Consider the following 13,325-nt stretch of genomic DNA (forward strand, 5'->3'; position numbering starts at 1 on the left):
GTCCCTAACTTTAACTAGAAAAAGAAAATATGGTTTCTGAGCAAACTTGTACCCTAGCAGCCATTGATATTGGCACCAATTCCATTCACATGGTAATTGTGGAAATTGATAAAACCTTACCCGCTTTTACCATTATTTCACGGGAAAAAGATACGGTTCGTTTAGGGGAGAGAGATCCCAAAACAGGGAATTTAACTGAAGCTGCGATCGCCCGTTCTTTGGCTTCTCTGAGGCGATGTAAAGACTTAGCGGACAGTTTCAATGTCGAACAGATTATTGCGGCTGCCACCAGTGCCACCCGAGAGGCCCCCAATGGGTTAGACTTTATCTGGCAGGTTGAAGAACAAATCGGGATTACCATTAATTTGATTTCGGGGTATGAAGAGGCCCGTCGCATCTATTTGGGGGTGTTATCGGGGATGGATTTCCAAGAAAAACCCCACGTTATCATTGATATTGGTGGGGGGTCAACGGAAATTATCCTGGCAGATTCTGTCGAACCGCGATTTTTAAGCAGTACCAAAGTTGGGGCCGTTCGTCTGACCAATGAGTTTATCACCACGGACCCCATTGATGAGTCAGAATTAACCTATTTACGGGCCTATGTGCGAGGAATGTTAGAGCGGCCCATTGATGAGGTTAAACGGAAACTGAAACCAGGGGAAATCCCCCAAACCGTAGGGACATCAGGAACCATTGAAACGTTGGTTGGTATCCATGCTATCCAAACGTTAGGGGAACTCCCAAGCCCGTTACAAGGGTATCAAATGAGTCGGAAAGACCTCAAAGATATGGTCAAAAAATTCGTTTCTTTAACCTACGAAGAACGGGTCGATCTATCAGGAATGTCCGAAAAAAGAGCGGAGATTATTGTTGCTGGTGCAGTCATTCTTTTAGAAGCCATGACTATGTTAGACCTGGAAACAATTACCATTTGTGAAAGGGCTTTACGAGAAGGAATGATCGTTGATTGGATGTTAAGCCACGGATTAATTGAAGATCGACTGAGTTTTCAAACGGCAGTTCGTCAACGAAGTGTTTATAAAATTGCTCGTAAATATCAAGTTGATCTCGGTTATGGGGAAACCGTGGCTACTTTTGCAGTGAGTTTATTTGAGCAACTGGCTGGTGTTCTTCATGACTGGGAAAAAAGCGACCAAGAATTATTATGGTCAGCCGCTATTTTACATAATTGTGGGGTTTATATTAGTCATTCATCCCATCATAAACACTCTTATTATTTAATTCGTCACGCAGAATTATTAGGGTTTACTGAAATTGAAATCGAAACTATTGCTAATATTGCCCGTTATCACCGTAAAAGTACCCCGAAGAAGAAACATGACGCTTATAGTAAATTACCGGATAAATATCGTAAACGAATTAAACAATTGAGTGCGATGTTACGGATTGCTGTGGCTTTAGATCGTCGGCAAATTGGTGCTATTAAAGAAATTGATTGTAAATACGATGAAGAATATAAAAAGCTTCATTTACATCTAATTCCCTCTAATTCACAGGATGATTGTGCTTTAGAATTATGGAATTTAGACTATAAAAAAGTCGTCTTTGAAGACTTATTTGATGTCAAAATTGTCGCCACTGTAGAATCACAATTAGTCCCTAATTAATAGAGAGGTTATCAATGAATAATGAATAAAAATTATTATTGGACGCAATAGTAAATGACTGTTTAATTAAACAATAACCACTCATCCCTATGGAAACGATAGACTAATTCCCATTACTAACAATCATTAATATTGTCTAAATAAATTCCCACCAACCTGTAAGATTGTTTTAATACTTGCCGTTACATAAATATAGGAAGAACTCACACATGACAGTTGCTAGTGCAATCCCCGCATTTTGTCAAGGAATTCAACATTTTGGTGAAAACTTACCCAACTACGAACAATATACGACAGAAGCAGCCATAAAATCAGGGGATACAGCTATTTCCTCAGCTAATGACCCTAACGCGGTTTTTCAAACCCTCCTGGCAGCCGACGCATTACGCTACTTAACCCTACAAACTGCAGCCACCAAACAATCGGGCCATCCGGGAGGCTTTGCAAGTATCGCCGACACCATTGCAGCCTTAGTGATGTTAGGTCATAAGAACATTATTACTGAAGTCGGTCATCATGCTCCAGGTTTCTACAGCAATATGTTTTTAGACCGTTCCTTAGAAGATATGGGCATCACCACTGTGCAACAGATGGGTGAACGGTTTAGGGAAATGCACGGACTTTTAGGACATCTTTCTGGTCAAATACCCGGACTGCTCAACCCGGCCGGACCGTTGGGACAAGGACAACATTTTGCCATGGCCGGTGCGAAGTTACATCCTGGTACACTGTTTCCTGTCACCATTGGAGATGGTGGGTTAGGGGAACCCTATATTATGAGTAGCTTTGCCCACTTCAATACTTCTTTCCCCGATGTCACTAACTTTTTACCCATCTTGGTGTGGAATGGTTATTCCCAGGAACATCATAGTATGGTTTCCACTAAGACCAATGAAGAAATGATTGCTTATTGGCAAGGCAATGGCTTTGCTGAGGTGATTTTAATTAATGCCAAAGACTATGACGACAGCAACCAAGCAGGGGAATATGTCGATAGTACCCAGTTTTCTCTGGCTAAACGAATGGCCTTTACCCAAGCTATTTTAGAAGCAACGGATAAAGCAGCTAAGTCGGCTTTAAGTGGGACGTTAACCGTTCTCATCGTCAAACAACTCAAAGGGGCCGGGGTTCATAAACGGGGTGCCAAGTCTCATAATCTATATCCTGGGGATAGTTTAGAAAAAGACTATATTGTCAGTGCCTTGAAAGAACGAGCTTTGTCTCCTGAAGCTTGGCAAATGGTTCGGACTAACTTTGAACGGTCTGCTGGTGGTCCTGCATCCCATAACGTCGTCACAGAGAAGGTGTTACCCTTGCCAGAGTTGGGAGAGTTACCTTTAACCGAATACGAAGTCCATGGGGAGAAAAAAGTGGCTACCACTGCTATGGGTGAGTTAGTGGTTCATGTGGGACAAAAAGACCCTAACTTTCTCGTGGCCAATGCGGATGGCAATGCTGCCTCTGGCATTAATAATATCAATATTGGTTTAAAAATTGTTCATCCTACTGTTGATGACCTTTATTTTCAAGGGCCAGGGGGACAGGTGTATGAACCCTTAAGTGAAGATGCCTGCGCCGGGTTAGCTGCCGGTTTGGCTTTATTTGGGGCGAGAACCTTATGGTGTTCCTATGAGTCTTTTGCTATTAATGGGTTACCCATCTGGCAAACGGTGACCCAAGCTATGGCCGAGTTACGTCGTCCTACTCCTTCTACTATTACTTTATTCACAGCAGGGGCTTTAGAACAAGGGCGCAACGGTTGGACTCATCAACGCCCCGAAATTGAGAATTATTTCGCAGGTATGATGCGTAATGGTAACATTTTTCCTCTGTTTCCCTGTGATGCCAATAGTATTCAAGTGTGTTATGAATGGGCGGTACAAACTAAGAATAAAGGGATAACCATTACTGCTAGTAAATCACCCTTACCGGTACGCACAACCTTAGAGCAAACCCGTCAAGGTTTACAAGATGGGGGCATCATTTTACATGAGAGTGAAGGCAAGAAAAAAGTTGTTTTTGCTGTTATCGGTGACATGACTTTAATTCCTGTGTTTGATGCTGCTTTGCACTTAGAAAATGAAGGCATCGGGGTTAAAATTGTTTCGGTGGTTAGTCCCCGTCGCTTATATCGTCCCCATGACGTTGCTTGGGACACTTGCACTGAAAAAGATAGTCATTTTCTAGATGATGAAGGCTTTGAAAAACTGTTTGGTGGTGATGCTTTAATAGGGGTGACTGGTGGTACGTCTGCTATGTTAGAACCCGTTATGTTACGGAGTAATAGTCAGCGAGATACCTTTGCTTGGAAGCGTGGGGAAACGGCTTCAAGTGCCGGAGAAATTATGGAATTTAATGGTTTAACCGCAGACGCTTTAAGTAAGCGAGCCAACGAGTTATTAAGTTAAGTTTGTAGCTAGTATTGTAGGGTGGGCAATGCCCACCTTATATTGTAGGTATCGATCAAAAATATTAAAAGAAAAGCAAAAATAGCTCGTTATATATTAAGAGAAATAAATAATCACTCTATAGACAATCGAGAATTAGTGACAAATGCGAATGAAGCACAAATTAATTTGGAACATATATTACCTCAGCAACCTAGAGATCAATGGAAACAAGCATTTTTACAAAACTTATCTAATACAGAAAATATTGAACTTGAAACATACATTGATCGATTAGGAAATATGACATTATTAGATATCTCAATAAATAAAAAAATATTAGAGTATTCTGATTGGAATCCACAAAATATTGAAGACAGACAAACAAAAATGGCCAATATTGCCTCTAAAGTTTGGCGTATTGATATTTAACTCATATATCAGGGGATCATTTGCGATCGCCTTATACTCTCTCACCCCTCAGACATCTCTAGAGTCTGCTAAACTAAAAAAAACTCTAGTGCTAGGGTAATGCGATGAAAAGTAGTATAGAGTATGTGGGAACTGTAAAAGCTGCATCCCTTCTTAAAATATGTCCTCAACGAGTGCGCCAACTGTTAGCTGAGGGAAGAATCAAAGGAGCCTTTAAAATTCGCCACTTAACGGGAATCTCATTGATAAAAAATTACCCGACAAAATATATTTTATCGGGTAAGATGGAAAAGTATGCTTATTTATCTACCATTTCAACAGATTAAATTGTTCCATATCTGTTGTTTCACGGTTACGATAAATGGTCAAAACAATGGCTAAACCTACTGCCGCCTCTGCTGCTGCTACGGTAATGACAAACACGGTAAAAATTTGACCTTTAATGCCAACAGGATCAAGAAAATTAGAAAATCCCATTAAGTTAAGATTAACCGCATTTAGAAGTAATTCGATAGACATTAAAACTCTTACTGCATTGCGACTAATCACTAAACCATAAATTCCAATACAGAAAAGGGCTGCAGCCAGTAATAAGCAAAACTCTAATTGTATTTCCATAACACCTCAATTTTAGACAAAAACTAACAGTAATTTCTAGGTTCCTATACTTCTGATGATTTAGAAGCAGACAATTCTCGTGATTCTAATTCGCTCAAACGTTCAGGTAACTGTAACGAAGTTACAATACCATCTTCTGTGGGCAAAGTATCAGGAATAAAGTCACGACGGGCTAAAACGATCGCTCCTACCATAGCCATTAATAAGAGAACAGAAGCTAACTCAAAGGGTAAAAGAAAATCACTAAAGAAATGTTTCCCAATTTCGACAACTGTATTTTCAATTAATCCAGGAGCATTACTTTCTAAAGTCCAAGGGGTAATTAAAACCATCGTTGCCAATAAAGCAAAGAGTCCCCCACAAACTAACGCTGTTGCACCTCTTTTAACCCAGCGTCCGGGTAAGTTTGCATAATCTTGTTTTTTATTGACCAACATAATAGCAAACAAGATTAAAACGTTGACTGCACCTACATAAATTAACACCTGGGCAGCCGCCACAAAATCAGCATTCAATAAAACATAAATCCCTGAAATACTGATAAAGACACCACCCAATAAGAAGGCAGAATAAACAATATTTTCCAATAACACCACACCCAAAGCCGCAATAATCACTAAGGCTGCTAAGATGGCAAACGAAATAACTTGAACTCCCTCAGCTAAATTCACGTTGATTGATACTCCTTTTCTTACTTAATCGTTGAGAGTAGAATAGTTGATGGAAAATTAATCTTTTCTCACCAACTATCCTTAGTTTAGGAAGACGCTTCTGCTTCTTCGATGATTTCTTCAGGGCGTTTACCCGCTCGCTGAGAGCCTTCCGGTAAATCATGGGGACTGATCACCCCTTTAGGTAAATAACCTAACTCTCGTAAAGGCGTTACCATTGGGTCTTGAGTGACTTTATAAGGTAACCGTCCCAAGGCCACGTTATCGTAATTGAGTTCATGGCGATCGTAGGCCGCGAGTTCATATTCTTCGGTCATGGATAAACAATTAGTGGGACAATATTCCACACAATTACCGCAGAAGATACAAACCCCGAAATCAATACTATAGTGTTTGAGTTCTTTCTTTTTCGCGTCCTTATTAAATTCCCAATCCACCACAGGCAGATTAATGGGACAAACACGGACACACACTTCACAAGCAATACACTTGTCAAATTCAAAGTGAATTCTACCCCGATATCGTTCTGAGGGAATCAACTTTTCGTAAGGATATTGGACTGTGACGGGACGACGACGCATATGATCGAAGGTTACGGATAACCCTTGACCGATATATTTGGCCGCTTCTACTGTACCTTTGGCGTAATCGCCCACTTGTTTGAGAATGCTAAACATGATTGGTCTTCCCTATTGTGTTAACAAACAATATTAACCGCCGAATGCCATGGGAAAGGCTAATTTCAAGGCAGCCGTTAATAAGAGATTCACCAGAGAGACAGGTAAGAGGAATTTCCAGCCCAAGTCTAATAATTGGTCAATGCGGACACGGGGAACGGTCCACCGCATGAGAATCGCAATAAACACCAAGAAATAGGCTTTCAATACAGTCATGGTAATGCCTAAAGAGGCAGTAATGACCTGTAACCAAGAACTGTCTTCACTCACCCCTAACCATCCGGCTAACTTATCTAAGGGAACAGGAAACTCCCACCCCCCTAAGTATAGGATGGCAAAAACCAGAGCAGATAACACTAAGTTGACGTAAGACCCGAGATAAAAAAGGGCAAATTTCATGCCAGCGTATTCGGTTTGATAGCCGGCGACGATTTCCTCTTCTGCTTCAGGTAAGTCAAAGGGTAGGCGTTCACATTCAGCTAAAGCAGCGATCCAAAAGATGAAAAAGCCCACCGGTTGTCGCCAAATATTCCAGCCTAAAATACCGTATCCTGATTGTTGTTCAACGATGTCGATGGTACTGAGGCTATTGGACATCATGACAATGGCTAAAACCGATAAAGCCAAAGGAATTTCATAACTGATTGATTGTGCAGCAGCCCGTAAACCCCCTAAAAGGGAATACTTATTATTAGAAGCGTATCCCGCCATTAATAAGCCAATGGGAGCAATACTCGATAAAGCGATCCAGAAAAAGATCCCCACATTAAGGTCAGTAATCACGAGATTTTGACCAAAGGGGACAATTAAATAGGACACGAAGACGGGTAACACCACTAAAACAGGTCCGAGGGTAAATAACCAGGGATCGGCTTTAGCAGGGATAATATCTTCTTTAAAGACTAATTTAATGCCGTCTGCTACGGGTTGCAGTACCCCCAATGGGCCAGCATATTCGGGGCCAATCCGTTGCTGGGCTGCAGCGGAGATTTTTCTTTCTAGCCAAACGACGACCAAAACTCCCACCGTTGCGCCAATAATCATTAAAAAGGAGGGGAAAGGAATCCATAGGGCTTTGGCCGCCCCACTAGGTATTCCTATCTGGTTCAGAGATTCGATAAAACTTGCTTGTAGGTCGATTCCTGAGTTCATTGTAGTTAAGACAGGTTATAAGTTCTTATCCTTATGTTCATTGCTTAGTATATCGCTGTCTGTAGGGTAGGTTAGTCAGTTTTAGGTTAATTCCTGAAATTCTATCTTGAGTATTACCCTAGTGCTAGGGTTTTTTGATTTAACTATTGCGCAACAGTAACAGTGACTCAGATGGAAGAACTCAGTTTCGTGCTGAACATTTGTTCTAAATGATTTCTGTCCATTTTTGGGCTTCTATGAAACGACTTAAATGTTTAACGTTCGTGGTTGCAATTACTACTCTTTGGCCAGGATATTCTTGTTGAAGTAATTGACAAGTTGCTCCAATAATTATATCGACATCAATATTATCAATTTCAGCCGTTGGTATTCCTAAACGACGAGTTTCTGCCCATAATTCTGCAGCGTATCTAAGAATAATAGGATTAACAAGAAGAAAATTAATTAAGTTGTGTAATTCATCCAAGTTATTTAATCCTTGTTTTTGTATTTTTGACTCACCTCCTAGTAATAGTCCTCGTCTAACTTCATAGTCACAAATGTCTGAACTAACCAGATTAAATCCTCTTGATAGACAAGAATAAAGCCATTCTTGACTTTTAATAACTTCTTTTCTTTTGTTAGGAGAAGATAGTATTCCTAAAACTCCTGTGTCAATAAAAATAATCATTCTTCACTGTATAATTTATGTCCTTCTGGTCGGAAACTATCGATAGTTTTTTTGAATTCTTCCCAATATTCTGCCCTAGCTTTTGCTTCTTCTTCGCTGATTTCTTCTGCTTTGTTCTCTTCTATCCATTTTCTTAGTTTTTCCATCAACGGTTTATTTTTTTCCAGTTGTTCTTCTGGAGTTCGACCATAATGTTTCATGTAAGGTTCAAAAAAATTTTGATGTTCTTTCGTTTCTTGAGTCATATTTTTTTCTCCTCATTAGTTTAGATTCAGTTACTCTTATTCTATACCAATTAATAAGTCAAGGGCTTGTTTGACTTCAGTAGTTGAAACAATTTCCATAATGACACTTTTTATTTTGATTATAAACAATTGCTATAAGTAGGTACAGCATAATTAAACAAACAATACTTGTAAGGTGGGCGATGCCCACCCTACGTTCATTTATAACCTCGCCAAAGCCAAGCTAGAAAGCAATTATAGCCGATTCCTTGACAAAATGAGAGGGGGGGTAGAATTACCGTGCTTATTTTATCTTAAAAGGCAATTTTCCAATAAAAATCAAAATTGTGAGGATTAATTAACCATGTATGCACTTCGTTCCCTATCATCTGCCGTAATGGGAATCATCCCAGCATTTGCACTATTACTAAGCTTTCCTACCCAAGCTAATGCTACTAATCTTATTTTTAGTGGTTCATTTTCATCTTCAGGAATTCCTAGTGAGTTTGACACCACTCCCGATCCCTTTTCAGGAACCTGGGAATTTGAATTTGATGACAGTCAGATAACCGGCGGATTTCAATTTTTTCAGGTTCCCCTGACTCAGTTAACTTTAACCCCAGATGTCATTGGCTCTACCACTTTCGATTTAAGCAATACAATTGGTGTATTGCTTTATAATGGTGAATTAATTGATCTGCAGATTGAAGGATTCCCATTTGGGGGGCACTCAGGAAATAATGATGATTTTAATGTTAATTATGATCCTGCAACTGGTCTTTTAGACACTTTTTCTGGGATCACAATCTCAAATGCTGGCGATAACACTATTTTGATTGTTGAACCAGATAATGTCTCTGGATCATTCACTGTTAGTGAAGCACCAACTGCTCAAGTTCCAGAACCAACATCTGTTTTAGGGTTATTAGCGGTTGGTTCCATCACTGCTTTAACTCGCAAACGCAAAGGATAAATTCAACAAGAATAATTAATTTAATATTGGGTGTGAGGGAGGTTAAACCCCCTCTTTTTTTTGGGTTAAATTCTAGTTGATCTTTTACAATAGAGTTAAATATAAATTAATAACAATGACTTCAATTATTTATAAATGGTCGATAGATGAATGGCACGAACTGGTTAACTCTGGAATCTTAGAAGGAAAACCGGTTGAACTTTTGGAAGGAGATATTATTGAAATGAGTCCAGAGGGGATAGAACATAGCTATACAAATCAATCTGTAAGTGATTATCTAAGAGATTTGCTTAAAGGAAAAGCACAAATAAGAGAATCTCACCCCATAACTTTAGATAATTCTGAACCAGAACCAGATATCGCTATTGTTCGACTCCCTGAAACTATTTATCGTCATCATCATCCTTATCCTCAAGATATCTACTGGTTAATTGAAGTCTCGAATAAGACACTGAAAAAAGATTTAGAACAGAAAATTATTACCTATGCACGTAATAAAATTCCTGAATATTGGGTAATCGACTTGAAAAACAAAAAGCTAATTGTTCATACTCAACCCCAAAATAATAACTACTCAGAAATTACTGAATATTTATCAGGAAAAATTACATCACAAGCATTTCCTTATATCGAGATTAACTTAGGAAAATTGTTACTTTACTAATTTTGAGCATCTTTAGCATTAAATACTAATTTCTTCAATTTCATCGATCATTGAAAATAAATCACTATTCTCTTCTACTTCATCAATATCGGATTTTTCAGAGAAAAATGATTGATAATAAGGACAGTTACTTTCACAATTTTCACGATGAGGAAAATCAATATTATTTTGATTATAATCTAATAAGTAGTTATCTAGATTACTTAATAAACTTTCTAATTCTAGAGTTGTTTTGTTATGTAAATTTTGATTATATTCAAACTTTAAAAATTGAGGTTCATGTGGAATTTTGACAAACCAATAAGTCATAGAAATTTGTTCAGGTAAATAATCAGAAGTTTCTGCTAATAAATATAAATATAATTTCGTTTGCCAATTATTCTCTAATTTTTTCTTATTTTGAGGTTGTAAATATGTTTTCCAGTCTAAAATCTCTGCTTGATTTTCGTTAATAATGAGTAAATCATAAATAGCAGTTAATAAATAATTACCTTTTTCTAAAGAGCGAGAATGTTCTGCTTCTTTCCAAGAGTCCAAGTTAAGATTATGTTGTTCATTAACTGCCTTCAATAAAGCCTCGACTATTTTTTTTAAGTCTTGATTAACGTCTAAAATTGAATCTAGAGGCAAGTCTAAAAAATATTGCTGCATTAATTGATGAAATTGATTACCCCAAAGCAAATTGTCTTGAATTTCTGGACTAACAGGTGAACCTAACTGTTCTAAATAAAGGCGTTGAAATTGAGGAGGACATAGTTCTAAAAGATTTAATTGTACTTGAGAGAGACGAATTAAAGATTGATTATGAGAATCATCAATATTATTCATAAGAAAAAAATAGGGATCAACGAGCGTTGACCCCTATAAGATATCAAATTTTGTAGTAACTATTCACTGTTTAATTAAGGAATTAACTGAACAGGGAAACCTTGATCCCGTAGAACATCAGCCGTTCCTCGTCCGGGTTGATAATTGTAACCCCATTGACCGTTATCGTGGAGAATTTGAGGAGTTAATAAGACAATAACCTCAGTTCGTTGAGAACTATCCGTTTGACTTCTAAATAAAGCCCCAAGCAAAGGAATATCCCCCAATAAAGGAACCTTACTGGTAGTAGATTGATCCGTTTCACTAATAATCCCCGATAAGATTAAAGTTTGGCCATCCCTGAGGCGAATTAAACCAGAACTCAATTCTCGACGGTTCAAGAGGAAGAGATTATTCGTACCACCATCAGCCCCAGCATCAAAGGATTGAACATCTCCAACTGCAGCAATGGTAGGACTAACAGTGAGATTAATATAACCATTATCATCAATTTTATCGACGTTAATGGCTAAGGTTAAACCCGCATCTTGTAAAACCGGGGTTGTAGTCCGCACACCACTGAGAGGGTCAACCTGAGTTGTGATATTTTCAATCACCTTTTGAGTCAGTTTAACCGTGGCTTCTTGTCCTTCTTGAACCACGAGAGTCGGGTCAGTAAGCACTTTAGCGTTACCGCTTTGGATATTAGTTTCAATTTGGGCTAAGAAGCGTCTGGGAAATTGGAAGAAACTAGGAAGGCCCGCTTCTGCTGTGGCGATGCTTCCGGGGGTAACGGTGGTGGTCACAATTCCCGTTTCAGGATCGAAGGTTCTCTCAAAGGTATCCGGTTCTCCTGGGGTAATATCAGTAATCCCTGCAAGGGTAGGGTCTATCGAAACACCGGCCACCCGTCCAAAAAATTGTGCATCTCTAGGTATACGAATTAAGTTTCCTGCATCATCGAGCAGCAGAGTTCCGCCTCCTTGTCCTGGAGCAATGATAGAGCGATTAAAATCAATAAAGGTATTACCGTCGAGCAAGGGGTTATCAATGACGGGGGGATTAATCACTCGACTCGGCGCATTGTTAATATCATCACCACTCACAGGACTAAAGCCCCCAAACCGTAATATCGCAGCCCCATCGTCTTGAACAATAAAAGCATCGTCAGAACCAAAGGAGAAGTTACTGCTAAAGGATTGATCATTGGTGAGAGTGACATCTACCACCTTGACGTTAACCGCAACTTGACGACGACGGGCATCCATTTGGGTCAATAGGGAGGTCGCCACTTGAACATCACGGGGTTCTCCCACCAAGGTGACCGTATTGAGACGGTCGTCAGAAGAGACGGTTAAGCCCTTGAGTAACATTGGACCGGCTGATCCCTCACCGGCTTGGGAGGTCAAAGATTCGAGGGTACTGGGGAGTTCTCTGCGTCCGACCACCCGTTGGGTTAAAGGGTCGATAATGTCTTCGGTTTGGGTCACTAACCGTTGAAACTCTGCCCCTTGGGAGGCTAAAAATACCCCTGCGTTAGCGGATTTTACCTGGTTAAGCCGTAAAGTACGACTGACTAAGTTACGGGCTGCTTGGGGTAAGCGAGACCCCACAAATACGGTGCGGCCTCGGCGGTTGGCCTGTAATCCCGAAATCATCAACACCGAGTTAAAGACATCTTCGACGGGTTCATTTTCTAAATCTAAGGATACCGTCGGTTCCGTTGCGGTTTGTCCCTGTGCTTGACCTTGACCACCCCCAGGGGTATCGGTAAACACCAAGTTAACCCCGGCAAAACGGGCGAGTACCGCTAGGACTTCTCTGGCCGGTGCTTCTCTGAGTACCAACCGTGGCACAATGGCACTGCTGCCTAAATCGATTTCAGACTCCCCTGCATTAATATTCGAGATAGCCATGTCTCCCACCGGTGGAGCGATCGCCCGGGGTAATGTGGGGGCCACAGGCATGGTGGGTTGTAAGCTATCAGGAATAGAACTACCGTTAGATCGAATAATAACTTCAGGGTTGGGGACGAGAACTTCTGACTCACTCATAGGGCCAGAAGGGGGGTTAGGGGTAGGCGCTTGATAGATTTGTTCTGGGGGTGGGGAATAGTTGGGAATTTGAGCAATAAAGGGGTTGGTGAATTTCTCCTCAGACAAATCTGAAGCCATCACAGAAACTTTATTGCGATCGCTGTTGGGATTGACCTCTGGTAATTTAGCACTGAGTTGTTTAAAGAGGGACTGAGTTTGGGGGAAACTCTCGTTTTCTTCCCCTAATGCCTCTTGGCCGATTGCTCGATAATCTATCTTCTCAAAGACAGATTGAGACTCGTCTGATGCCATGACAGGTTCATGACAGAGGAGCATTAATAAGACTCCACCGGTCATAAGCGGATAATGATACTGTTTCACGG

At 40.1% G+C, this 13,325-nt stretch carries 14 protein-coding genes; 6 read left to right on the plus strand and 8 right to left on the minus strand.

Annotated elements, in window-relative coordinates:
- Window positions 1-29 precede the first annotated feature (29 nt).
- From C4E06_RS22165 to C4E06_RS28355, 4 genes are all read left to right on the plus strand, one after another.
- Window positions 30-1,631, plus strand: a complete 1,602-nt coding sequence (locus tag C4E06_RS22165) for a Ppx/GppA phosphatase family protein (RefSeq protein WP_107670563.1) — start codon at window positions 30-32, stop codon at window positions 1,629-1,631.
- Between the two features lie 209 nt (window positions 1,632-1,840).
- Window positions 1,841-4,039, plus strand: a complete 2,199-nt coding sequence (locus C4E06_RS22170) for a transketolase (RefSeq protein ID WP_107670564.1) — start codon at window positions 1,841-1,843, stop codon at window positions 4,037-4,039.
- A gap of 63 nt (window positions 4,040-4,102) precedes the next feature.
- Window positions 4,103-4,450, plus strand: coding sequence for an HNH endonuclease family protein (locus C4E06_RS22175; protein ID WP_255412187.1), 348 nt, complete (start codon window positions 4,103-4,105; stop codon window positions 4,448-4,450).
- A gap of 104 nt (window positions 4,451-4,554) precedes the next feature.
- Window positions 4,555-4,776 carry a hypothetical protein gene (locus tag C4E06_RS28355; protein WP_198648941.1) on the plus strand — a complete coding sequence of 74 codons (222 nt, stop codon included), beginning with the start codon at window positions 4,555-4,557 and terminating at the stop codon, window positions 4,774-4,776.
- Here the strand turns inward: C4E06_RS28355 and nuoK are convergent.
- The 6 genes from nuoK to C4E06_RS22210 all read right to left on the minus strand — a co-directional run bounded on the left by nuoK (window position 4,757) and on the right by C4E06_RS22210 (window position 8,483).
- Window positions 4,757-5,068, minus strand: coding sequence for an NADH-quinone oxidoreductase subunit NuoK (gene nuoK / locus C4E06_RS22185; protein WP_008276478.1), 312 nt, complete (start codon window positions 5,066-5,068; stop codon window positions 4,757-4,759). The two genes, C4E06_RS28355 and nuoK, sit on opposite strands and share 20 nt — an antisense overlap.
- A gap of 44 nt (window positions 5,069-5,112) precedes the next feature.
- A complete protein-coding gene (locus C4E06_RS22190) occupies window positions 5,113-5,739 on the minus strand; it encodes an NADH-quinone oxidoreductase subunit J (RefSeq protein ID WP_107670566.1) in 627 nt (208 codons plus the stop codon).
- An 86-nt stretch (window positions 5,740-5,825) separates the two neighbouring features.
- Window positions 5,826-6,416, minus strand: coding sequence for an NAD(P)H-quinone oxidoreductase subunit I (ndhI, locus tag C4E06_RS22195; RefSeq protein WP_107670567.1), 591 nt, complete (start codon window positions 6,414-6,416; stop codon window positions 5,826-5,828).
- Between the two features lie 33 nt (window positions 6,417-6,449).
- Window positions 6,450-7,568 carry an NADH-quinone oxidoreductase subunit NuoH gene (gene nuoH / locus C4E06_RS22200; RefSeq protein WP_107670568.1) on the minus strand — a complete coding sequence of 373 codons (1,119 nt, stop codon included), beginning with the start codon at window positions 7,566-7,568 and terminating at the stop codon, window positions 6,450-6,452.
- Between the two features lie 205 nt (window positions 7,569-7,773).
- Window positions 7,774-8,238 carry a nucleic acid-binding protein gene (locus C4E06_RS22205; RefSeq protein WP_107670569.1) on the minus strand — a complete coding sequence of 155 codons (465 nt, stop codon included), beginning with the start codon at window positions 8,236-8,238 and terminating at the stop codon, window positions 7,774-7,776.
- Window positions 8,235-8,483, minus strand: coding sequence for a hypothetical protein (locus C4E06_RS22210; protein ID WP_107670570.1), 249 nt, complete (start codon window positions 8,481-8,483; stop codon window positions 8,235-8,237). The genes C4E06_RS22205 and C4E06_RS22210 overlap by 4 nt, the downstream gene beginning before the upstream one ends.
- 343 nt (window positions 8,484-8,826) lie before the next feature.
- Between C4E06_RS22210 and C4E06_RS22215 the strand changes: the two genes are divergently transcribed.
- Both C4E06_RS22215 and C4E06_RS22220 read left to right on the plus strand, forming a co-directional pair.
- On the plus strand, window positions 8,827-9,435 hold the full coding sequence (locus tag C4E06_RS22215; protein WP_107670571.1) for a PEP-CTERM sorting domain-containing protein: 609 nt from the start codon (window positions 8,827-8,829) through the stop codon (window positions 9,433-9,435).
- Between the two features lie 115 nt (window positions 9,436-9,550).
- Window positions 9,551-10,099 (plus strand): Uma2 family endonuclease, encoded by a 549-nt coding sequence (locus tag C4E06_RS22220; protein ID WP_107670572.1) that lies wholly within the window; start codon window positions 9,551-9,553, stop codon window positions 10,097-10,099.
- Between the two features lie 18 nt (window positions 10,100-10,117).
- Here C4E06_RS22220 and C4E06_RS22225 read toward each other — a convergent pair whose 3' ends face one another.
- Together C4E06_RS22225 and C4E06_RS22230 are read right to left on the minus strand one after the other, a co-directional pair.
- Window positions 10,118-10,927: a PD-(D/E)XK nuclease family protein gene (locus C4E06_RS22225; protein ID WP_107670573.1), complete on the minus strand. Its 810-nt coding sequence runs from the start codon at window positions 10,925-10,927 to the stop codon at window positions 10,118-10,120.
- A 74-nt stretch (window positions 10,928-11,001) separates the two neighbouring features.
- Window positions 11,002-13,323, minus strand: coding sequence for a secretin and TonB N-terminal domain-containing protein (locus C4E06_RS22230; RefSeq protein WP_198648942.1), 2,322 nt, complete (start codon window positions 13,321-13,323; stop codon window positions 11,002-11,004).
- Window positions 13,324-13,325: the final 2 nt, after the last annotated feature.

The sequence above is a fragment of the Cyanothece sp. BG0011 genome (assembly GCF_003013815.1).
In the GTDB taxonomy this organism is placed as follows: domain Bacteria; phylum Cyanobacteriota; class Cyanobacteriia; order Cyanobacteriales; family Microcystaceae; genus Crocosphaera.

Bases quoted from the DNA above. Each gene is read 5' to 3' on its own strand.
- C4E06_RS22165 (WP_107670563.1), top strand. From the start codon at position 30: ATGGTTTCTGAGCAAACTTGTACCCTAGCAGCCATTGATATTGGCACC.
- C4E06_RS22170 (WP_107670564.1), top strand. From the start codon at position 1,841: ATGACAGTTGCTAGTGCAATCCCCGCATTTTGTCAAGGAATTCAACAT.
- C4E06_RS28355 (WP_198648941.1), top strand. From the start codon at position 4,555: ATGAAAAGTAGTATAGAGTATGTGGGAACTGTAAAAGCTGCATCCCTT.
- nuoK (WP_008276478.1), bottom strand. From the start codon at position 5,068: ATGGAAATACAATTAGAGTTTTGCTTATTACTGGCTGCAGCCCTTTTC.
- ndhI (WP_107670567.1), bottom strand. From the start codon at position 6,416: ATGTTTAGCATTCTCAAACAAGTGGGCGATTACGCCAAAGGTACAGTA.
- nuoH (WP_107670568.1), bottom strand. From the start codon at position 7,568: ATGAACTCAGGAATCGACCTACAAGCAAGTTTTATCGAATCTCTGAAC.
- C4E06_RS22205 (WP_107670569.1), bottom strand. From the start codon at position 8,238: ATGATTATTTTTATTGACACAGGAGTTTTAGGAATACTATCTTCTCCT.
- C4E06_RS22210 (WP_107670570.1), bottom strand. From the start codon at position 8,483: ATGACTCAAGAAACGAAAGAACATCAAAATTTTTTTGAACCTTACATG.
- C4E06_RS22215 (WP_107670571.1), top strand. From the start codon at position 8,827: ATGTATGCACTTCGTTCCCTATCATCTGCCGTAATGGGAATCATCCCA.
- C4E06_RS22220 (WP_107670572.1), top strand. From the start codon at position 9,551: ATGACTTCAATTATTTATAAATGGTCGATAGATGAATGGCACGAACTG.
- C4E06_RS22225 (WP_107670573.1), bottom strand. From the start codon at position 10,927: ATGAATAATATTGATGATTCTCATAATCAATCTTTAATTCGTCTCTCT.